The 19832-nt window shown below is 69.0% G+C and carries 21 protein-coding genes; 7 read left to right on the forward strand and 14 right to left on the reverse strand.

The annotated features are described in order from the left end of the window. Positions 1-229: 229 nt before the first annotated feature. The 3 genes from mraZ to ACRDPN_RS15500 form a co-directional block, all read right to left on the reverse strand. Positions 230-679: a division/cell wall cluster transcriptional repressor MraZ gene (gene mraZ / locus ACRDPN_RS15490; protein WP_431449578.1), complete on the reverse strand. Its 450-nt coding sequence runs from the start codon at positions 677-679 to the stop codon at positions 230-232. A 255-nt stretch (positions 680-934) separates the two neighbouring features. Further along, entirely contained in the window at positions 935-1315 is a 381-nt protein-coding gene (locus tag ACRDPN_RS15495; protein ID WP_431449579.1) for a DUF3040 domain-containing protein, read from the reverse strand. Further along, the gene (locus tag ACRDPN_RS15500; protein WP_431449580.1) at positions 1302-2090 is read right to left on the reverse strand and encodes a class I SAM-dependent methyltransferase; all 789 of its coding nucleotides are present in this window, start codon (positions 2088-2090) and stop codon (positions 1302-1304) included. Before ACRDPN_RS15500 ends, ACRDPN_RS15495 begins: the two co-directional genes overlap by 14 nt. Before the next feature lie 188 nt (positions 2091-2278). Here ACRDPN_RS15500 and ACRDPN_RS15505 point away from each other — a divergent pair, with 188 nt between their 5' ends. Then, a complete protein-coding gene (locus tag ACRDPN_RS15505; protein ID WP_431449581.1) occupies positions 2279-3550 on the forward strand; it encodes a phytoene desaturase family protein in 1272 nt (423 codons plus the stop codon). On the opposite strand, the gene metF is transcribed toward ACRDPN_RS15505, so the two are convergent. Further along, positions 3547-4446 (reverse strand): methylenetetrahydrofolate reductase [NAD(P)H], encoded by a 900-nt coding sequence (gene metF / locus ACRDPN_RS15510; protein WP_431449582.1) that lies wholly within the window; start codon positions 4444-4446, stop codon positions 3547-3549. The two genes, ACRDPN_RS15505 and metF, sit on opposite strands and share 4 nt — an antisense overlap. Before the next feature lie 23 nt (positions 4447-4469). Here metF and ACRDPN_RS15515 point away from each other — a divergent pair, with 23 nt between their 5' ends. After that, positions 4470-5510 carry a polyprenyl synthetase family protein gene (locus ACRDPN_RS15515; protein ID WP_431449583.1) on the forward strand — a complete coding sequence of 347 codons (1041 nt, stop codon included), beginning with the start codon at positions 4470-4472 and terminating at the stop codon, positions 5508-5510. On the opposite strand, the gene ACRDPN_RS15520 is transcribed toward ACRDPN_RS15515, so the two are convergent. After that, positions 5457-5690, reverse strand: a complete 234-nt coding sequence (locus ACRDPN_RS15520; protein ID WP_431449637.1) for a hypothetical protein — start codon at positions 5688-5690, stop codon at positions 5457-5459. The two genes, ACRDPN_RS15515 and ACRDPN_RS15520, sit on opposite strands and share 54 nt — an antisense overlap. 373 nt (positions 5691-6063) lie before the next feature. Here ACRDPN_RS15520 and pknB point away from each other — a divergent pair, with 373 nt between their 5' ends. Both pknB and ACRDPN_RS15530 read left to right on the forward strand, forming a co-directional pair. Continuing rightward, the gene (gene pknB, locus ACRDPN_RS15525; RefSeq protein ID WP_431449638.1) at positions 6064-8121 is read left to right on the forward strand and encodes a Stk1 family PASTA domain-containing Ser/Thr kinase; all 2058 of its coding nucleotides are present in this window, start codon (positions 6064-6066) and stop codon (positions 8119-8121) included. 27 nt (positions 8122-8148) lie between these two features. Further along, complete coding sequence (locus ACRDPN_RS15530; RefSeq protein WP_431449584.1) at positions 8149-8679, forward strand: carboxymuconolactone decarboxylase family protein; 531 nt, start codon at positions 8149-8151, stop codon at positions 8677-8679. 9 nt (positions 8680-8688) lie between these two features. Here the strand turns inward: ACRDPN_RS15530 and ACRDPN_RS15535 are convergent, their stop codons facing one another. Genes ACRDPN_RS15535 through ACRDPN_RS15545 form a run of 3 tightly spaced genes read right to left on the reverse strand, consistent with a single transcriptional unit; the run spans position 8689 to position 11852 of the window. Continuing rightward, positions 8689-9990 carry a class II 3-deoxy-7-phosphoheptulonate synthase gene (locus ACRDPN_RS15535; protein WP_431449639.1) on the reverse strand — a complete coding sequence of 434 codons (1302 nt, stop codon included), beginning with the start codon at positions 9988-9990 and terminating at the stop codon, positions 8689-8691. A gap of 55 nt (positions 9991-10045) precedes the next feature. Beyond that, positions 10046-11071, reverse strand: a complete 1026-nt coding sequence (locus ACRDPN_RS15540) for a 6-phosphofructokinase (protein ID WP_431449585.1) — start codon at positions 11069-11071, stop codon at positions 10046-10048. Positions 11072-11099: 28 nt separating this feature from the next. Then, positions 11100-11852 (reverse strand): lysophospholipid acyltransferase family protein, encoded by a 753-nt coding sequence (locus tag ACRDPN_RS15545; RefSeq protein WP_431449586.1) that lies wholly within the window; start codon positions 11850-11852, stop codon positions 11100-11102. A 79-nt stretch (positions 11853-11931) separates the two neighbouring features. Between ACRDPN_RS15545 and ACRDPN_RS15550 the strand changes: the two genes are divergently transcribed. After that, complete coding sequence (locus ACRDPN_RS15550; RefSeq protein WP_431449587.1) at positions 11932-12702, forward strand: alpha/beta hydrolase; 771 nt, start codon at positions 11932-11934, stop codon at positions 12700-12702. After that, positions 12695-13126, forward strand: coding sequence for a hypothetical protein (locus ACRDPN_RS15555; RefSeq protein ID WP_431449588.1), 432 nt, complete (start codon positions 12695-12697; stop codon positions 13124-13126). Before ACRDPN_RS15550 ends, ACRDPN_RS15555 begins: the two co-directional genes overlap by 8 nt. Positions 13127-13137: 11 nt before the next feature. On the opposite strand, the gene ACRDPN_RS15560 is transcribed toward ACRDPN_RS15555, so the two are convergent. From ACRDPN_RS15560 to ACRDPN_RS15575, 4 genes are read right to left on the reverse strand one after another with little or no spacing between them, the layout of a single operon-like run. Further along, positions 13138-14103 carry an ROK family glucokinase gene (locus ACRDPN_RS15560; RefSeq protein WP_431449589.1) on the reverse strand — a complete coding sequence of 322 codons (966 nt, stop codon included), beginning with the start codon at positions 14101-14103 and terminating at the stop codon, positions 13138-13140. 5 nt (positions 14104-14108) lie between these two features. Continuing rightward, on the reverse strand, positions 14109-15101 hold the full coding sequence (locus tag ACRDPN_RS15565) for an ROK family glucokinase (protein ID WP_431449590.1): 993 nt from the start codon (positions 15099-15101) through the stop codon (positions 14109-14111). Beyond that, a complete protein-coding gene (locus ACRDPN_RS15570) occupies positions 15098-15391 on the reverse strand; it encodes a hypothetical protein (protein WP_431449591.1) in 294 nt (97 codons plus the stop codon). Before ACRDPN_RS15570 ends, ACRDPN_RS15565 begins: the two co-directional genes overlap by 4 nt. Next, a complete protein-coding gene (locus ACRDPN_RS15575) occupies positions 15384-15824 on the reverse strand; it encodes an SRPBCC family protein (protein ID WP_431449592.1) in 441 nt (146 codons plus the stop codon). The genes ACRDPN_RS15570 and ACRDPN_RS15575 overlap by 8 nt, the downstream gene beginning before the upstream one ends. A 121-nt stretch (positions 15825-15945) precedes the next feature. Between ACRDPN_RS15575 and ACRDPN_RS15580 the strand changes: the two genes are divergently transcribed. Next, a complete protein-coding gene (locus tag ACRDPN_RS15580; RefSeq protein WP_431449593.1) occupies positions 15946-17688 on the forward strand; it encodes an AMP-dependent synthetase/ligase in 1743 nt (580 codons plus the stop codon). On the opposite strand, the gene ACRDPN_RS15585 is transcribed toward ACRDPN_RS15580, so the two are convergent. Then, complete coding sequence (locus tag ACRDPN_RS15585; protein ID WP_431449594.1) at positions 17655-18920, reverse strand: hypothetical protein; 1266 nt, start codon at positions 18918-18920, stop codon at positions 17655-17657. The genes ACRDPN_RS15580 and ACRDPN_RS15585 overlap by 34 nt on opposite strands. Next, on the reverse strand, positions 18913-19824 hold the full coding sequence (locus ACRDPN_RS15590; protein WP_431449595.1) for an NlpC/P60 family protein: 912 nt from the start codon (positions 19822-19824) through the stop codon (positions 18913-18915). Before ACRDPN_RS15590 ends, ACRDPN_RS15585 begins: the two co-directional genes overlap by 8 nt. Positions 19825-19832 lie beyond the last annotated feature (8 nt).

A 19832-nucleotide genomic window follows, 5' to 3' on the forward strand; every position in this document is an offset into this window, starting at 1 on the left:
ACGGCGGCGTCGGCGACGTCGTGCCGAACGCGCCTCGTGTCCGTCATGCTCGCTCCTGGTTCGTGCGGTGCTCTCGGCGTGGGTCACCGTGGGGCCGGAATCCCGTCCGTACGGGTCTGACACCGGGGAAGTGATGTCAGGTCCAGACGGACGGGTATCGAGCCACACGGAGCTCGTTGGTGGGTTGGTTGGTTTCGGCTGGTCAGGGAGGGAAGGTCAGGAAGAAGAGTCAGTGCAGGCCGGGCATCACCTCGTCGGACATGTCGGCGAAGGACTCCTCCTGGCTCTCGATGAACTCCGCCCAGGCGACGGAGTCCCAGATCTCGATGCGATCCATCGCACCGATGACCGTGACCTCGCGCTCGAGTGATGCCCACGCGCGAAGGACCGGCGGGATGGAGATGCGCCCTTGCTTGTCCGGCACGACCTCCTCGGTGCCTGCGGAGACCATGCGGACGAAGTTGCGGGCCTCGCGGTTCGTGAACGGCATGTCGCGCATCCGATCGGCGAAGGCCGAGTACGCCTCAGGCGTCCAACCAAAGACGCAGTGCTCCTGGCCCCGCATGAGGACGACGCCGCGTTCGAGTCGCGGCCGGAACTTCGCCGGGAGGAACAGCCTGAACTTGTCGTCCAGGCGCGGCGTGTAGGTGCCGAAGAAGTTGTTGACATCCAGGCTCACCCCGCTCCTCCTCACTCACGTGGCCGACCCCCATCAGCCACCAGTCACTCCATTTCGCCCCACCGTACTCCACAACTCTCCACCACCACACCAAATTGGCTCGAATTTCGCGCAAGTGTCTCCCCTGGCTCGACGACGGCAAGACAGCCCCAACCTGGGGCGAGCACACAAGAAGACCGCCCCTGCGGAGCGGTCATGGGTGTGGGTGGAGCGGAGTGGGGTGTCAGGCCCCGTCGGTGCACGGAGGGAGGCGCCTCAGGCCTCGCCGCCGTCCTGGCGACGCTGCCAGCGCTCCTCGAGCCGGTCGACGAAGGAACCGGAGGGCTTTTGCGGGGGTGCCTCTTCGTCGCGTTCTTCCGCCTGTCCGATGCCACGGCGCCACGCAGTGACGAAGATGTAGGCCGAGCCGAGCATCACGACGAAGCCGAGCACACCGACCCATGTCATGGCCAGCACGACGCCGCCGAACAGAAGTGCGATCCCGCCGAGGAATCCGAGCACGGCGAGGATCGCGACCCGGCGGTTGTGCGCCATGAACTTGGAGCCACGCAGCGTGGAGGCGAAGTCGGGGTCCTCAGCTGCCAGCGACTGCTCGAGCTGGTGAAGCAGTCGAGCCTCTTCCTCAGACAGTGGCACGACGGCCTCCTCGGTCGGACGGTGCTGCGCCCAAGTCTAGGCGGGCGATCGACTGTAGACCACCCGAAACCGCAGTCAGGTCTGGAGCAGTTCTCACCAGCCGCTCGAGGGCGAACAGGCGGTCGCGCGCCCCGGGCTCGACATCGACCAGGGCGCTCGGGACCAGATCGGCGAAGACTCGCAGCGCGTTCGTCTGCTCGGGGGTGAAGCCGTGTGCCGTGAGCAGCGCGGTGACCTCGTCGACCACGAAACGACGCGGTCCGGCCGCGCGAAGGTCCCAGGTGCCGGCGTTCGACTCGAACAACGACGTCGCCTCGGCGAAGTCGCCGGCCAGGGCCCGCGAGACCACCGCACCGAGTCGACCTGCGACGACCACGCTGACGTATCCACCCGGGCGGAGTGCTTGAGCAGCTGCGGCCAGCGCTTGGTCCGGGTCGTCGACATGCTCGAGGACGCCGTGACACACGACGAGGTCGAACGAGGCCGGGGCGACGTGCTCCATGAGGTCGGCGGTGTCGCCGAGGATGCCCGTCACCGATCCGTGGCCCGCCGACGTGTCCAGGTCGGACTCGGCGGCCCGTCGGTCCAGAGACGCGAGCGCGTCCGGGCTCGGGTCGACGACAGTGACCCGGTGGCCCAGCCGAGCGAGTCGCACCGCGTCTCCGCCGGTGCCGCCGCCGAGATCGAGGACGTCAAGACCGCTGGTCGCGGACGACACCGCCTCGACGGCGTCGAGCACCGACTGCCACATCACCTCGGTGCGGACCGGTCCCATGGCGCCACTCTGCCACTCCTCACCGACGAGGCCACCGGCGCGGGTTCCGTCTGGACCTGGTCACGGACCTGCTCCTGCTGGTCTTCACCAGCGGCTGGGCAGCGGCCCCCGAGTCGCGTCAACGGCGCACCCCGGCCGCGGACTCTGCCCCACCTTCGGTCCGATGATGTCCGCAGTAGTCTGCGCCCATGGCGCGGGTCGTGGTGGTCGGAGGCGGCTTCGCCGGGATGTCAGCGGCCGCGCGGCTGGCCAAGCTCCGCCACGACGTGATCTTGCTCGAGGCCGGTGACCAGCTCGGCGGACGGCTTCGCGGCCACACGGTCGACGGCGTCACCTGGCAGCTGAGTCCGGACACGGTCACGCTCCCCGGTGTGCTGCGGGACCTCTTTCGCAAGTCCGGGCGCCCCATCGAGCGGGTCGTCGACCTGGTCCTGACCCCTGGCCGCCGACACGTCTTCGACGACCGCTCGGTGCTCGATCTACCGCTCGGCAACCGCGGCGACCAGCACGACGCCGTTGTCGAGGCGTTCGGCGAGGACAGCTGGTCACCGTGGGTCGACAGCCTCGCCGACGAGTGGGACACCCTGCGCCGCTCGGTGCTCGACCGTCTCCTCGACGAGCGTGGCGACCTCGACCGGTCGACGCGACGCGCTCTCGCCGTACGTCGCTCGCTGGCCCGCCTCGCGCGAAGGGACCTACCCCACGACCAGCTGCGGTCGCTCGTCCTCGACAACGTGCGACTCGACGGACACGACCCCTCCACGACACCGGCGTTCGTCGCCGTGCAGCATTACGTCGAGCGCAGCTTCGGACGTTGGCGGGTCGAGGGCGGACTCCCGGCGCTGGCCGACGCCCTCGTCACCCGTCTCGAGGAGCGGAAGGTCGACGTCCGCACCGGCGCCCTGGCTCACGAGCTGGAGGTGACCGCGGGTCGCGTCCGCGGGGTGATCACCCAGGACGACCATCTGGACGCCGACGTCGTCGTGTGGTGCGCGCCGACGTTGCCCGCGCCGATTCCCGAACCACGGGGCCTGCCGGCCATCCCGGCGAGCCGCACGCTGATCACGCTCGCCGACGACGCCCCCGAGCTTCCCCTCGACCTGATCGCCCACAGCAACCCGCCCGTGCACGTCTGGAGTGACGGTTCGCCGCAGTGGACGCTGGCGCACCACAACGCCGAGGATCCGGTGATCGCCCTCGCCCGTGTCGGGATACGGATCAAGGATCACGTGGTGGAACAGCACGACCTCGGCCCCGCCGAGCTCGTGCGCCTCGGACACTGGGGATGGACGTGGCAGGCCTGGACGACGCTGTTCGACCGTCCGGGTGTCGGCGCCGGCCAGCGGTTGGGAGGCACGTTGTTCATGGCGGGAGCCCACGCCCATCCGGGTGGCACGATCGAGGAGATCGGCTCCGCCACCGCCGTGATCGCCGACGCGATCGGACCTGCACCGCGCTAGTCCCGAACGCGGCCTTCGGCCTGCAGGGTCTCGAAGATCTCGCGAGTCGCCTTCGACCGGTTCAGCGTGATGAAGTGCAGACCCGGGGCGCCGTCGGCCAACAGGTCGCGGCAGAGCTGAGTCGCGAGCTCGATGCCCTTGGCACGCACGGCGGCCTTGTCGTCCGCGATCGGCTCGATCTGGTCGAGCACCTCACGCGGGAGATCTGCGCCGGAGAGCTCGGCCATGCGTGCCACCTGGGCGAAGTTCAGGATCGGCATGATTCCCGGGATGATCGGGATGTCGCAGCCCAGCGCCTGTACCCGGTCGACCAACGAGAAGTAGTCGGACGGCCGGAAGAACAGCTGGGTGATCGCGTACTCCGCCCCTGCGTTCGCCTTGGCGACGAGCACGTCGGCGTCGGCCTGGATGCTCTCGGCGTCCGGGTGTCCTTCGGGGAACGCGGCCACGCCGACGCAGAACCCGCCCAGGTCGCCGGCGAGCTCGACGAGGTCGATCGCATGGTCCATGCCATCGAGGGTCGGCTCCCACACTGCTCGGGGTCCGCCCTTGGGGTCGCCGCGCAGGGCGAGCACATGGTCGATGCCGGCGGCCGCGTAGTGCTTGAGCACGGACTCGATCTCGCCCTTGCTCTGGGCGACCAGCGTGAGGTGGCCGACGGCCCGCATCTGAGTCTGCTCGGCAATGCGCGCGGTGATGCGCACGGTGCGCTCCTGGCTGGTGCCGCCTGCGCCGTACGTGACCGACACGAACGTCGGGTCCAACGGTTCGAGCTCGGAGATGGTGCGCCACAGGACCTCTTCGCCTTCGTCGTCCTTCGGCGGGAAGAACTCGAACGAGAAGCTGGGATGCTCGGCCCGCAGGTGCGCGGCGAGGGAAGGGTCGGGGTCCACCATCCGTCAACGGTATCGTCCGGATCGTGACGGCCCCAACCGATGACGCATTCCGGACACGCGTCGACGCGGCACTCACCGAGTTCGTCGACAGGCAGCGTCGGGTGCTCGTCGATCTGGGCCCTGACCTCGACGAATTCGTCTCCGCGGCCGTCGATTTCGTTCGCGGCGGCAAGCGTCTACGTCCCCTGTTCTGCCGCGCCGGCTGGCTCGTCGCCGGCGGCGACCCCAACGACGCGCGGCTCGTTCACGCTGCTGCGGCCCTCGAGTGGCTGCAGGGCAGCGCCCTCGTGCACGACGACCTGATGGACGACTCCGACACGCGGCGCGGTCGCCCGAGCGTCCATCGCGACTTCGAGGCCAAGCACCGCGACGCGGCGCTGGTCGGTGATCCAGAGCGGCACGGCGCGGCCGTCGCCGTTCTCCTCGGCGACCTGATGCTCTCGTGGGCCGAAGAGCAGTTCCGCTCCAGCGGCCTCCCCCGCACCAGCGAGGCCCTGCGCTTCCTCGACCTCTGCAAGACCGAGGTCGTGGCCGGCCAGTACCTCGACGTGCTCGCCCAGACCCGGCCGTCGGTCGGAGTCGAGGAGGCGATGCGCGTGGTGCGCTACAAGTCGGCGAAGTACACCGTCGAACGGCCGCTGCATCTCGGCGCCGCACTGGCGGGGGCGGACGACGCGCTGATCGCGGCTCTCACCGACGTCGCCATTCCCCTCGGCGAGGCGTTCCAGCTGCGCGACGACGTCCTGGGGGTCTTCGGCGACCCCGGCGTCACCGGCAAGCCTGCCGGCGACGACCTCCGCGAAGGCAAGCGCACCGTGCTGATCGCCCGCGCGGCGGAGCTCGGCACCGACATCGACCGGGAGCTGCTGGCCCGGGCCCTCGGCACCACCGGGGGTGTCGACGAGCTGCGCGACCTGGTGGAGCGGACCGGATCCCTGGCCACCGTGGAGGCCGACATCGAGCGGCTCGAACGTCAGGCCGACGCAGCGCTCAACGCCCTGCCGCCGGGGTCACGCGACGTGCTGGAGCCGCTGCTGCTCACAGCAACCCGTCGGTCGCGTTGACGATCTGGTCGTCGTGCAGCACCACAGACAACGCGTCGGCCCGACCCACCGCATCGCGCAGCACCGCCAAGACGGAGGAGGCGAGCTCGGGCCCGACCCGCCCGAGGTGTCCTGACTCGTCCAGACGAGCAGGCACGGGTCGATAGCCATCTCTCCTAACACGTCGAACAACGCGTCGATGCTGTCGCCGAACCAGGGCGGAAGACCCCAGGCTGATCTGAGCTCGTCGTAATCCCTCGGGCGTCGAGACGCCGGACGTGTCGAGCGGCCACGCCGACCAACCGGCGTCGATCGCGTCTGCCACGAGGTCGCGGTCGGGCGCTCCGCGCCAGTCGAAGAGCCCGGAAGAAGTCGTGCCCGCGAGCAGTGAGTCGAAGGTGGCTGTCACGTAAACCACGGTAAAGGCAGGGCTCAGTCAACGGCTCCTGTGTGGCCGACATCATGCGCCACTTGTGACACGCATGGCTGGGAGACGCGCCGGACTGCGTCAGGGTCTTTACAATCGGCAGAAGGCCACCCCCCAATTTCCGGCCGAGGAGGACCCGTGGCAGTGATGGGCGACGACGCCCTCGTGGGCCGCGTTCTCGACGGCCGGTACCTCGTCGGCGAGCGCATTGCGCGCGGCGGCATGGCCAGCGTGTTCATGGCCACCGATCAGCGGCTCGGTCGCACGGTGGCCGTCAAGGTCATGCACCACGGGCTCGGCGACGATCGCACCTTCACCCAGCGGTTCGAGCGCGAGGCCCAGGCCGCGGCCCAGCTGAACCATCGCAATGTCGTGTCGGTCTTCGACCAGGGAACCGACGGCGAGATCACCTACCTCGTCATGGAGTACGTGCCCGGCCGCACACTCCGCGACGTCATGCGCGACGAGGCACCGATGAAGCCCACGCGGGCGCTCGAGCTCCTGTCGCAGGTCTTGGTGGCGTTGTCCGCCGCCCACGCAGCGCATCTCATCCATCGCGACATCAAGCCCGAGAACGTGCTGATCACGCCCGACGGCGATGTGAAGGTCGCCGACTTCGGCCTCGCCCGCGCCGTCAGCTCCGCAACGACCGCCACGGGTGGCACGCTCATCGGCACCATCTCCTACCTTGCGCCGGAGATCGTCGTCAACGAGGGTGCGGATGCCCGGTCCGACGTCTACGCCTGCGGCGCGGTGCTCTACGAGATGCTGACCGGCGAGAAGCCGCACTCCGGCGAGTCACCCATCCAGGTCGCGTACAAGCACGTGCACGAGGACATCGGCGCCCCGTCGAAGGAACGGCCGGAGCTCCCGCCCTACCTCGACGCGCTCGTGGCCCGGGCCACCTGCCGCGACCGTGACCAACGCTCAACCGATGCGCGCGTGCTGCTCCAGCAGGTCCGGCTCGTGCAACGTGCCCTCGAGGAGGGGCTGGAGGACGATCCCGATCTCACCGCCGACCTGATGCCCACTCCCGTGCATCACCATCCCGCCGGCGTCGAGGAGGACACCGAGCAGGTTCGGGTTCCTGCCGGCGCGTTGGCCGCGGGATCGATGCTCGCCGGTACATCCGCCGCCACCGCAGCGGTCGTCGGAGCCGGCGCCAACGGGGCGGAAGCGCCCACGGAGGTGGTCGACCGCGCGGGCACGGGTGGACCGCCCGAGCACACCGTCCAATGGGGCGATGACGCGGACCAGGAGCCGCCGAAACGTGGGCTCCACCCGCCCATGAGCGTCGAGCAGTACCGCGAGAGCCGCCAGGACGAGGAGAGAAGCCGCCGCGGCCGGTTCATGCTCATCGGCGTCATCGTCGCCACCGTGCTCGCGGTCGCCCTCGGGTGGTACGTCGGGATCGGTCGCTACGTCGATGCCCCGATGCTCGTGAACCGCACCGAGACCCAGGCGAAGCAAGAGGCCGCGGATGCCGGCTTCACGTTCAGCGTCGTCGGCCGCAAGTACTCCGAGACCGCACCGCTGGGCACCGTGATCAGCACCGACCCCGCCGGTGGTGACCGCATCCTGCCGGGCAGCACGATCGATGGCATCGTCTCCAAGGGCAAGGAGCGCTACGCGATCCCGGACCTCAAGAACCGGACGCTCGACGAGGCCGAACGAGCGCTTGAGAAGCTGAACCTGAAGGTCGGCGACGTCAGCACGGCCTACAACGAGACGATCGACAAGGGCGATGTCATCAGGGCTGCGGACTTCGACGTCGGGGCGGAGGTGAAGCGGGGCACCGCCGTCGATCTCCTGGTCAGCAAGGGCCGCAAGCCCATCGACATCGTCGACTACACCGGCGAGCCAGAGTCCGAGGCGACGTCAGGCCTGGAGAATGCGGGGTTCGAGGTAGAGGTCGATCGCGAATACTCCGACGACGTCGACAAGGGCCTCGTCATCAGCCAGTCGCCAGACGACGGCAAGGGCTTCAAGGACGACACGATCACCCTCGAGGTCTCGCGCGGCCCAGAGACGGTCGACGTCCCGAACGTCGTCGGTCAGAGCAGGAACGATGCAGAGGAGACCCTCGAGGATGCCGGGTTCGACACCCGCGCCTTCGGCAACGGCAACTTCACCGTCGTCGCGCAGCGGCCCGGCTCCGACGACAAGGCCAAGCCCGGCAGCACGGTCACCATCCTCGGGTTCTGACCAAGCGGGCCTCGCTAGCCTGAGCGCATGACCACCACCCCCCGGATCACTCCCGGCGGCCGGCGCGAGCTCGGCGTCGTCAACCACGTCATCAGCACCCTGGCCGGGCGCGTGGTCGGCGGTCCGAAGCCGAACGTGTTCACCACGCTCGGGCGTCAGCGCGGGCTCTTCCGCGCCTGGCTCTGGTACAGCGCGAGGATGATGCCGGGCGGACGGCTCCCCCGTCGCGAGACCGAGATGGTCATCCTGCACATCGCGACCCTGCGTGGTTGCGAGTACGAGCGCAATCACCACCTGCGGATCGGCCGCCGCGTCGGCCTCACCGCCGAACAGGTCGAGCACACGGGAGATTCCGGTTGGGACGGCTGGAGCATCCGCGAGAAGGCGCTACTCGCAGCGGTCACGCAGCTCGTGCAGGACCGTGACATCGACGATCACGTGTGGGCGGGTGTCCGTGCACACCTCGACGAGGCCGAGACCATCGAGCTCCTGATGCTCTGCGGTCAGTACGACTCGCTGGCCACCACGCTGATGACCCTGCGCGTGCAGCCCGAATGACGAGGTGACTCAGCGGCCGCTGAGCATCTCGGCGACGAGGAACGCCAGCTCGAGCGACTGCTCACGGTTGAGCCGCGGGTCGCACAGCGTCTCGTAACGGTGGGAGAGGTCGGCGGCCGCGAGCTTCGCTCCCCCGCCGACGCACTCGGTGACGTCGTCGCCCGTGAGCTCGACGTGCAGGCCACCGGGCCAGGTGCCGAGCGAGCGGTGCACCTCGAAGAAGCCGCGCACCTCGTCGATGACGTCGTCGAACTCGCGCGTCTTGTAGCCGTTGCTGGCTTCGAAGGTGTTGCCGTGCATGGGGTCGCACACCCACGCGACCTCGATTCCGGCGGCGGTGACCTTCTCGACCAAGTGCTGCAACAGATCGCGGATCCGGCTCGAGCCGAAGCGCGTGATGAACGTGACGCGTCCGGGTGTGCGGTCGGGGTTGAGCTTCTCGTAGAGGGCGATGGCGTCGTCGGGCGTGGACGTGGGGCCCAGCTTGACGCCGATCGGGTTGGAGATGTGGCTCAGCAGCTCGACGTGGGCGCCGTCGAGCTGACGCGTGCGCTCGCCGACCCACACGAAGTGCCCCGACACGTCGTACGGACGGTCGGTTCGAGAGTCGATCCGGGTGAGCGAGTGCTCGTACTCGAGGATCAGCGCCTCGTGCGAGGAGTAGAAGTCGACCGAGTGGAACTCGTCAGGATCGACGCCGATGGCGTCCATGAAGGCGAGCGCGCGGTCGATCTCGGTGCCGATGCGCTCGTAGCTCACCCCGACCGGGCTGCGCTTGACGAAGTCGGTGTTCCACTCGTGCATCTGCCTGAGGTCGGCATAGCCGCCAGTGGTGAAGGCGCGCGCGAGGTTCAGCGTGGCCGACGATGCGTGGTAGACGTCCACCAGCCGCTGCGGGTCGTGGGTCCGCGCCTCGGCAGTGAAGTCGAAGCCGTTGACGGCGTCGCCCCGGTAGGCCGGCAACGTGACACCGTCGCGCGTCTCGGTGTCGCTCGAGCGCGGCTTGGCGTACTGGCCGGCGAGTCGGCCGACCTTCACGACGGGGACGCTGGCCGCGTAGGTGAGCACGACCGCCATGGAGAGCAGCACCCGCAGCTTGTTGCGCACGTTCTCGGCGGTGACGCCCTCGAACGTCTCGGCGCAGTCGCCGCCCTGGAGCAGGAACGCCTCGCCTCGCGCCACCGATGCGAGGCGCTCGCGCAGGTCGTCGCACTCCCCGGCGAAGACGAGCGGCGGCATCCGGCGCAGCTTCTCGACCGCATGGTCGCGGGCAGCGACGTCTGCATACGTGGGCTGCTGGGCAGGACCCATCGTATGGAGGTCGTCGAGACTGGGGATGCTCACCGCACAAGGGTACCGGCCGATGTCAGCCGAACAGGACCTCGACCTCTTCGTAGAGCTCGGGCCGGACGACCTTCAGCTTCGAGGTTCCCTCGGCGAGCGGGACCCGGACGATGTCGGTGCCGCGCAACGCGACCATCACGCCGAACTCGCCGTCGGTGACCGCCTGGATCGCGTGCAGGCCGAACCGGGTGGCCAGCCAGCGGTCGAACGCCGTGGGTGTGCCGCCGCGCTGGATGTGGCCGAGGGTGACGGCGCGGGCCTCACGGCCGGTGCGGGCCTCGATCTCGTGGGCCAGCCGGTCGCCGATGCCGCCGAGGCGGACGTGACCGAACGCGTCCTTCTCGCCGCTGACCAGCTCCATCGTGCCTTCCCTCGGCTTGGCCCCCTCGGCGACGACGATGATCGGCGAGTAGTGCGTGGCGAACCGGCTCTCGACCTGCGCGCAGACCTTGTCGATGTCGAAAGGCCGCTCCGGGATCAGGATGATGTTCGCTCCGCCGGCCATGCCGCTGTGCAGCGCGATCCATCCCGCGTGGCGGCCCATCACCTCCACGACGAGTGCACGATGGTGCGACTCGGCGGTGGTGTGCAGACGGTCGATCGCCTCCATGGCGATGTTCACCGCGGTGTCGAAGCCGAACGTGAAGTCGGTGCCGGACAGGTCGTTGTCGATCGTCTTGGGAACTCCGACGACGTTGACGCCGAGGTCGGCCAGCTTCGTGGCGACCCCGAGCGTGTCCTCACCGCCGATGGCGATCAAGGCGTCACAGCCGTGCGCGGCGAGGTTCTCCTCGATGCGCTCGACGCCGTTGTCGATCGCGAACGGATTGGTGCGCGACGAGCCGAGGATCGTGCCACCGCGCGGCAGGATCCCGCGCACCTGGGTCACGTCGAGCTCCATCGTGTCGTTCTCGAGCGGGCCACGCCAACCGTCGCGGAAACCCACGAACTCGTGACCGTGGGCCTTGACGCCCTTGCGCACCGCTCCACGGATGACCGCGTTCAGCCCGGGGCAGTCGCCGCCGCCGGTCAGCATGCCGACTCGCATCGTGTCGTCCTCCTGGTTGTTCGGTTGGCTAGTCGGGCTTGATCTCGTCCCAGACCTCGTCGGCCTCGGCGCGCGCGGCGACCCTGGCCGACTCGCGCTCGGCGTCGCGGTCCCGCTTCTTGGCGTCCTGGGCGTAGAGGTCGACGTACTCCTGGCCGGAGAGACGCATGATCTCGTACATGATCTCGTCGGTGATGGCGCGCAGGATGTAGCGGTCGTCCTGCAGTCCTTCGTAGCGGCTGAAGTCGAGTGGCTTGCCGAACCGGACACCCGGGCGGGCCAACGTGCCGAACACCTTGCCGGGTGGGGCGATGACGTCGGAGTTGATGACGGCGACGGGGATCACCGGCACGCCCGCCTCCAACGCGATCCGCGCCACCCCGGTGCGGCCGCGGTACAGCTTGCCGTCGTGCGACCGCGTGCCCTCGGGGTAGATGCCGCAGATCTCACCCTGGTTCAGCAGCTTCAGCTGTGCAGCGATGGCTCCGGCCGCGGCGCTGCCGCTGCTGCGGTCGATCGGCACCTGGCCCGCACCGGAGAAGAACGTCTTCTGGAACCATCCCTTGACGCCCGGCGTCTCGAAGTACTCGGCCTTGGCCACGAACGTGACCCGCCGAGGGATAACCACCGGCATGAACAGCCAGTCGCTGTACGACAGGTGGTTGCTGGCCAGGATGGCTGCACCCTCCTTGGGAACGTTCTCGGTTCCTTCGGCCCACGGCCGGAAGATCAGCTTGATCAGCGGACCTAGCGCCAAGAACCTGAGGAACCAATAGAACACGTCGCCTCCTTTAGCGTGATCGCGACTCTACTCTGAACGCCGCCTGCACGAAGACGGCGGCATGCGTGAGAATGGAGCCATGACCGAGACCCTTTCCGTCGTGCCCGGGGCCGAACCATTCAGCCATGATGGTGGCCCGGACGGCGTGCTGCTGAGCCATGGATTCACCGGCTCACCAGCATCGATGACTCCGTGGGCTCGGTTCCTCGCCGAACGTGGTCACACCGTGCGAGTGCCCCGGCTGCCCGGGCACGGCACCACCTGGCAGGAGATGAACAGCACCCGCTGGGACGACTGGTACGCCACCGTCGACGCCGCTCTCTCCGAGCTGAAAGAACGGTGCGAACGGGTCGCCGTCGGCGGTCTGTCGATGGGCGGAGCGATCGCGCTGCGTCTCGCCGAGGTCCGTCCCCGCGACGTCGACGCCCTGGTGCTCGTCAACCCCGCGATCGGCGTCAAGAACTGGCAGCTGAAGCTCGTGCCGGCTCTGAAATGGCTCGTCCCGGCGATGCCCGGCATCGGCAACGACATCAAGAAGCCCGGCGAGGACGAGATCGGCTACGACAAGACGCCGCTCAAGGCCCTCGCCTCGCAGGTGCACGGATGGCGCGACGTCTGCGGCGACCTCGGCAAGGTCACCGCTCCCCTGCTGGTGTTCCGTTCTACCGACGACCACGTGGTCGACCCCACCGGCCTCGCTCTGATCCGGGCCGGGGTGTCGTCGACCGTCACCGAGTACGTCACACTGGAGAACAGCTACCACGTGGCGACGCTCGACCACGATGCACCACTCATCTTCGAGCGTTCCGCCGCCTTCATCGCCGAGCACGCCAGGACTGCACATGGGTGAGAAGAAGGACGACTTCGACGAGATCGTGAAGCGCCTCGATCTCGACCTGCCGTTCCCCGAGGAGCGTCCCCGTCGTGACCCCGAGCATCCCAGCGTGCGCAACATGAAGATCCCGCGCGTCCCTCCGGAGGAGGACAAGGACGAGGAGCCGGATTTCGACGACCTGCCGGACGAACCCTTCTACCGCAAGGTCCAGCCGGCGCCGATCCGGCCGCGCCACCGAGGACGCACACTCGCCTGGATCGCGGTGCTCGGTTCACCGGTGCTGATCATGGTGTTCACCTTGCTGCAGGTGTGGCTGGCCAAGCCGGTACTGCTCGGCATCGGGTTCACCTTTGTCGCGGGCTCGATCTACCTGATCTCCCAGCTCCCCGAGCACGGTCCGGGTCGTCCGGACTGGCCGGACGACGGTGCGGCCCTGTGATCTGGGCCGCCCTATGACCTGAGCCGCGCTGAACGCCTGGCCAGGTCCGCGGCACCGATGAGGCCTGCCTCGGGTCCCAGATGGGCGGTCACGATCCGAGCCTCGGTCCGATAGCCGCGTCCGGTCAGCGTGCGCGAGAACGCCGAACGCGCGGGACCCAGCAGCAGCTCCCCGGCGTCGCTGACGCCACCACCCACCACCAGGACACCCGGGTCGAGGGCCGCTGCGAGGTTGGCCAGCCCCACGCCCAGCCAGTCGCCGATCTCGGTCATCCAGGTGATGGCCTCCGCGTCGCCGGACCGCGCCGCCGCGACAACGTGCGACCCGTGAATGTCCTCGGCGGCACCACCGGCGGCCTCGAGCAGCCGTCCGCCGAGCTCGGTGCGAGCCTCGGCCGCGCGCCGTCCCAACCGGGTCAGCACGCGGCCGCTGGCGTACTGCTCCCAGCACCCCTGGTTGCCGCACTCGCACGGCAGACCATCCGGCACGACCTGCATGTGACCGAACTCCCCCGCCACGCCGTATCGACCGCGGTAAGGCTGACCGTCGATGAGGATGCCTCCGCCGATGCCGGTGCCGAGCGTCACCATGACGACGTCGGGATCGTTCCGGGCCGCACCGAAACGCCACTCCGCCCATCCGCTGGCATTGGCGTCGTTCTCGACGTGGACGGGCAGGCCGGTGCGCCGGGAAGCGGTTTCCTGGAGCATTTCGTTGCGCCAGGCCAGGTGCGGGGCGAACAGGACGGTGGATCCGGAGGCATCGATGAAGCCGGCGGCGCCGATCCCCAAAGCCACGATCCGGTGCTCTTGTTGGAGCCGATCGACCATGCCGCCGATCGTCTCCAGGACGGCCGCAGGGTCGGTGCCCGGTGTGTCTGCGCGCTCACGCGCAAGAACCCGCCCGTCCTCGTCGACGACTCCCGCCGCGATCTTGGTGCCGCCGATGTCGATGCCGATCGCGAGCTCCTTGGACACGTCGGTCAGCTGCCCGCCGGGGTGCCGGGCTCGGTACGGGCGAGATCGGCGGCCCCGATGAGGCCCGCCTCGTTGCCCAGCGCCGCGAGCCGCAGCTCGGCCACTATCCGGTGGCCGGCGGCCGGCAGGTGCGTCTCGAACGCCTCGCGCACCGGGCCGAGCAGGAGCTCACCCGCCTCGGCGACACCGCCGCCGATCGCGATCACGGTGGGGTCGAGCACGGCGGCGAGGCTGGCGATGCCCTCGCCGAGCCACTGGCCGACGTCGTGGAGCAGATCGACGCACATCGGGTCGCTCTTCTGAGCGAGACCGGTGACCATCGGGCCGGTGATGGCCTCGGCGTCGCCGGCAACGCTCAGCAACGGCTCGGCCTGCGGGTCGGCCGCCTCGACCCGCGCTCGTGCGTCGCGCACGAGCGAACGACCGCTGGCGTACTGCTCGAAGCATCCGCGTTGGCCACAGCCGCACAGTCGGCCGCCGGGAACGAGGCGGAGGTGGCCGATCTCGGCGGCCGCACCGAAGCCACCCCGGAACAGCATTCCTCGGTGCACGATGCCGCCGCCGATGCCGGTGCCCACGGTCACGAACAACAGGTCGTCGGTGTCCTCACCGGCCCCGAAGCGGTACTCGCCCCAGGCAGCTGCATTGGCGTCGTTCTCGACCACGACTGGGAGATCGACGTGCTTGGCGACCGCCTCGGCCAGCGGCTCGTCGCGCCAGTCGATGTTGGGGGCGAAACGCACGGTGGCGCGGTCGACGTCGATGAACCCGGCTGCGCCGATGCCGATGCCACCCACGTCGAGGTCGCCGGTCTCGTCGGCCAGGAGCCGCTCAACGAGAGTGCCGACCACGGCCGCGATGCCGGCGGAGTCGTCGGGAGTGGGCTCACTGACCGCCCGGACGATGCGGCCGTCGGCCGACACCAGCCCCGCGGCGATCTTCGTCGCCCCGATGTCGACACCGATGCCGTGTCTCTCGCTCGCGGTCGCCGGGCTCATGCATCGTCCGAGGACGGGGGCACCGAGCACTCGAGCATGTCCCGTACGGTGCGACCAAGTTCCACCGCCGCATCGGTGACCTGCTCGACGACATCGGGGTTGTCGTGGACGAACCCGACGACCTGACAGATCGGGCACCATCCGGTGGTGCACACATGCCCCGCGCTGTCGGCGGCGCCGTCTTCAAGCGGGCTGCGCCGCGCCTCCGCGGCCAGAGCGTGGAGCAGCCGGGCAGTCTCCTGGGCGAGCGAGCCGACCGGCTCCTGCTCACCCACCTCGGGCTCACCCACGAGTGCCCTCGACGTGCCGCTTCAGCCCCTTGAGGGCGGTGTCGATGATGACCTTCTCCGCCTTGCGCTTCAGCATCCCGAGCATGGGGATGGAGACGTCGACCGAGAGCGTGTACGTGACGCGCGTGCTGTCGTCGTCGAGTGGCTCGAGCTCGTAGCTGCCGTCCATCGACTTGAGCATCGAGCCGCGCTCGACGAGGTGCCACGAGACCGAATGGTCGCCCTTCCAGACGTAGCCGAGGTCGTACTGGTCCTTGATGGGCGACGCCTCCAGCACGAAGTGCACGCGCTCGGGACGACCGTCTGTGGTGGCCACGACGTCGGCGACCCGCACACCGGTGGCCCAGCTGGGGTAGGCGTCGAAGTCGGCGATGACATCCATGATGCGGCTCGGGGACGCGCCGATGACGATGTCGCTGGTCGTGCGGGCCATCAGGTCTCCTCGTCGTCGGTGCGATCCATCGTAGTGGCCGTGAGCGGTACGACTCCTGCGGGGCGAACCGGGTCGGCCGGCACGAACAGGCCGGCACGAGCGTGAGGGTAACCTGCCGTACGTGGCTCAGACGTATCCGACCGCAGACGGAAACCTCACCGACGACGTCCTCGAACGGCTCGCTCTCGACGCCGAGGCTGTGGCGCTCTCCCGGCGGGTGGACGACGAGTGGCACGACGTCACGATCGGCGAGTTCCACGACGAGGTCACCGCGCTCGCCAAGGGCTTGATGGCCGCCGGCGTGCAGCCGGGAGACCGGGTCGTGCTTCTGTCCAAGACCCGCTACGAGTGGACGCTCGTCGACTACGCGATCTGGTGGGCCGGCGCCGTCACCGTGCCCGTCTACGAGACTTCGTCGGCCGCGCAGATCGCCTGGATCCTGGCCGACTCAGGAGCCGTGGCCGCCATCGTCGAGACCGACGACCACGCCTCGCGCGTCGCCGAGGCCCGGAAGGAGGCTCCGGACCTCGCCCACGTCTGGACGTTCGACCCCTCTGTCACCAGTGGGGGGATCGCGAGCATCGCGGACTCCGGTCGCGAGGTCGCCGACGAGGCTCTCGACGGTCGTCGCAAGGCGCTCGGTCCGGACTCGATCGCGACCCTCATCTACACGTCCGGCACCACCGGCCGGCCCAAGGGTTGCCAGCTGACGCACGGCAACTTCCGTGCGGAGCTCGCCGGTGCGATGGAGCGCCTCCCAGAGGTTTTCGGCCGCGACGAGGCTTCGACCCTGCTGTTCCTCCCCCTCGCGCACGTGTTCGCCCGGATCATCCAGGTGGGCGCGATCCGTGCCGGGGCCAAGCTCGGCCACACCGCCGACATCAGGGACCTCGTGAACCACCTCGGCGAGTTCGAGCCCACCTTCCTGCTTGCGGTGCCCCGAGTGTTCGAGAAGGTCTTCAACACCGCCAGCAACAACGCGTACGCCGACGGTCGCGGCAAGATCTTCGACCGCGCCGTCCAGACCGCGATCTCGTACAGCCGCGCCCAAGACTCGGGCAAGCCCCGCGTCGCGCTGCGCGCCCGCCACGCCCTCTTCGACCGCCTTGTCTACGGCAAGCTGCGCGAGGCCCTCGGTGGTCACACCGAGTGGGCCATCTCCGGTGGCGCGCCCTTGGGCGAGCGGCTCGCGCACTTCTACCGCGGTATCGGCGTCTCGGTACTCGAGGGCTACGGCCTCACCGAGACCACGGCGGCCCTGTGCGTCAACACGCCGGAGCACCAGCGCATCGGCACCGTCGGTCGACCGTTCCCCGACACCGAGGTCGAGGTCGCCTCTGACGGCGAGCTGCGTTTTCGCGGGCCGCAGGTGTTCACCGGCTACTGGAACAACCCCGACGCGACGGCTGAGGCGCTCGACGACGGCTGGTTCGCCACCGGTGACCTCGGCGACGTCGACGACGACGGGTTCGTCCGCATCACCGGACGCAAGAAGGAGATCCTCGTGACGGCCGGAGGCAAGAACGTTGCTCCGGCCGGGCTCGAGGACCGGGTGCGTGCCCATGCCTACGTCAGCCAGTGCCTCGTCGTCGGCGACGGAAAACCGTTCGTCGCGGCGCTCGTCACGATCGACCGGGAGGCGTGGAAGGGCTCACTCGACGACCCGGGGCTGGAGTCCGCCGTGCAGGAGGCGATCGACGACGCGAACTCGCAGGTGTCGCAGGCCGAGTCGATCCGCAGGTTCGTGATCCTTCCGGATGACTGGACCGAGGAGAACAGCTACTTGACGCCGTCGTTCAAGGTGAAGCGCAACGCTGTGCTGCGCGACTTTCACGACACCGTCGAGGCGCTCTTCGTCAGGTAGTCGCGCCACTGGGTGGTGAGCTCCGCGATCGACAGGTCGAAGGCGCGGCGCACAGCCGTGCCCACGTCCGTGCCCGACAGCACGTCGCGGTAGAACTCCACGATGGTGGCGTCGTCGTGACTCTCACCAAGCATCCGGAACACCATCCACGCCGACTCGTAGACTGCGCCGAGGCCGTGCTGGGTCCGGCCGAAGTCGTCGGCCGACGGGAGGTTCTCGGGCGGTCCGTCATCCGCCACCTGACGCAGCACCTGGCCGGCGCTCAGCGAGAGTGGCGCGGAGTCGTCGCGCAGGGCCACGAAGTCGGCGAACCCCTCCGCCACCCAGGGCTCGATCTCCGTCCCGACCGCTCCGGTGAGCTGGTGGGTGGCCTCGTGGCTGACGACGACCTGCGCGGCCCTCTCGTCCATGGTCGCGAACTGAGCCGGGTTGAGGACGATGACGCGGGCCGTCTTGACGCCACCGTCGACCGTCGTGGTGATGGCCGCGATCGGGGCGATCTCGCGCTGCGGGCGACCAACCAATCCAGCAGCGACGCCACGAGTATGCGGCGAGATGATCGTGAGGTCGTCGTCGACGGGCACGACATCCTCGACCTGCTTGCGAGCGAGCCGCCCCATCGCCGGCACGTCCAGGTTCGGCACTCCCCCGTCGACGGAGATGATCCTGACGCCCGGTGCTCGCTCGACCTCCACGCGTCCGGCCAGCCACAACGGCAGCGGCGCATCTCGGGCGGCAGCCGACCGCACCGCGAACGTGCCGTCGCGTTGCGGGTCGAGCCGGAAGCTCACGGTGGCATCCCGGACCGACGTGCCGGTGACGGCGGAGTCGGGACCGACGCGCCACGAGACCGCGACGTCGGCGACGGTGGAGCCGTCGGCCCGGTCGGGCACCTCGCCGCCGCGCAGGTAGCGCAGCTCGATGTCGCTGACATCGAGGGCCGACCTGGCCCCCCAGACGTTCACCGCGAAGGTTCGGGCGTCTGCGCCGGATCCGGCCGCCGCCACGAAGCCACTCTCGGTCTCGGCCTCGCTCATCGCGCGGAACTGCTCGGTGAGCGCGGCCGCGGCGTCGTCGGGCACGGGCACGACGTCATCAGACGTCGATGACTTCCACGGGCGTTGCCAGAGAAGCAGGCCGACCGCCAGCACCAAAAGCAGCGCACCGGCGATCAGGTTCGGCGACAGTCGCCTCCTGGGTGAGCCGCTCTCGACCAACCGTGGGTCAGCCAACCCGCCCGGCTCTGCTGTATCCGCTCATGCTGGTGATCTCGACACTCTTGCCCGGGCGTGGTGCGTGGATGACCTTGCCGTCGCCGACATACATGCCATTGTGCGACATGTCGCCGTAGAAGACGAGGTCGCCCGGCTGGAGCGCGCCCATCGAGATGGGTTGGGACGCCTGGTACTGATCGCCGACCACTCGCGGCAGGGAGACACCGCCGGCGCGCCACGACGCCTGCATGAGGCCCGAGCAGTCCCATCCGTCCGGACCGGTGCCGCCGTACACGTAGGGGTCGCCGAGCTGGGCCTTCGCGAAGGCGAGTGCATCCCCGGCGCGGCCATTCGCCGAGATGTCGAAGCCGGAGGTGTTGCTGGAGTTGAGCCTGGACTGCTGCGCGGCAGTCAGCTGGGCGAGCTTCCGCTTGGCCTCGGCGTGCTTGGCCTTGATCTTGTCGCGCTCCTTGGCCAGGTCCTTCTTGTCGCTGGCCAGGGCCGTCTGGCGGTCCTGGAGCTGCTCGCGACGATTCTGGAGCTGCTCGGCGGTCTTGCCGAACTCCTCGAGCTGGTCGGTGCGGGTGCTGTTGAGCGCCTGCACGGCGCCGAGCCCGTCTAGGAACTCCTCGGGGTTCTCGCTACCGAGCAGGTTGACCGTGGGACCGAGTGGGGCGTCCATGTGCTGCTGCACGATGGCCGAGCTCAGCGCGTCCTTCTGCTCCCGGTAGCCGACCATCTCACGGTCGATGTCGCCGGAGAGGTCCGAGATCTCCTGCTTGGTCTGGTCGATCTGCGTCGAGAGCTGGTTGACCTTCTCGGATGCAGCCTCGGCCTGGTGGAAGGCCCGCTCGACGTCCTTCTCGGTCACCTTCGGTTCGGCTTCGGCGCCGCCGATGAGGCTGATCGTCAGGACGGACACGCTGGCAA

Source organism: Aeromicrobium sp., assembly GCF_050700635.1.
GTDB lineage: Bacteria > Actinomycetota > Actinomycetes > Propionibacteriales > Nocardioidaceae > Aeromicrobium.

Bases quoted from the DNA above. Each gene is read 5' to 3' on its own strand.
- ACRDPN_RS15555 (WP_431449588.1), top strand. From the start codon at position 12,695: ATGGGTGAGAAGAAGGACGACTTCGACGAGATCGTGAAGCGCCTCGAT.
- ACRDPN_RS15530 (WP_431449584.1), top strand. From the start codon at position 8,149: ATGACCACCACCCCCCGGATCACTCCCGGCGGCCGGCGCGAGCTCGGC.
- ACRDPN_RS15540 (WP_431449585.1), bottom strand. From the start codon at position 11,071: ATGCGAGTCGGCATGCTGACCGGCGGCGGCGACTGCCCCGGGCTGAAC.
- ACRDPN_RS15550 (WP_431449587.1), top strand. From the start codon at position 11,932: ATGACCGAGACCCTTTCCGTCGTGCCCGGGGCCGAACCATTCAGCCAT.
- ACRDPN_RS15500 (WP_431449580.1), bottom strand. From the start codon at position 2,090: ATGGGACCGGTCCGCACCGAGGTGATGTGGCAGTCGGTGCTCGACGCC.
- ACRDPN_RS15535 (WP_431449639.1), bottom strand. From the start codon at position 9,990: ATGGGTCCTGCCCAGCAGCCCACGTATGCAGACGTCGCTGCCCGCGAC.
- pknB (WP_431449638.1), top strand. From the start codon at position 6,064: ATGGGCGACGACGCCCTCGTGGGCCGCGTTCTCGACGGCCGGTACCTC.
- ACRDPN_RS15505 (WP_431449581.1), top strand. From the start codon at position 2,279: ATGGCGCGGGTCGTGGTGGTCGGAGGCGGCTTCGCCGGGATGTCAGCG.
- ACRDPN_RS15575 (WP_431449592.1), bottom strand. From the start codon at position 15,824: ATGGCCCGCACGACCAGCGACATCGTCATCGGCGCGTCCCCGAGCCGC.
- metF (WP_431449582.1), bottom strand. From the start codon at position 4,446: ATGGTGGACCCCGACCCTTCCCTCGCCGCGCACCTGCGGGCCGAGCAT.
- ACRDPN_RS15565 (WP_431449590.1), bottom strand. From the start codon at position 15,101: ATGAGCCCGGCGACCGCGAGCGAGAGACACGGCATCGGTGTCGACATC.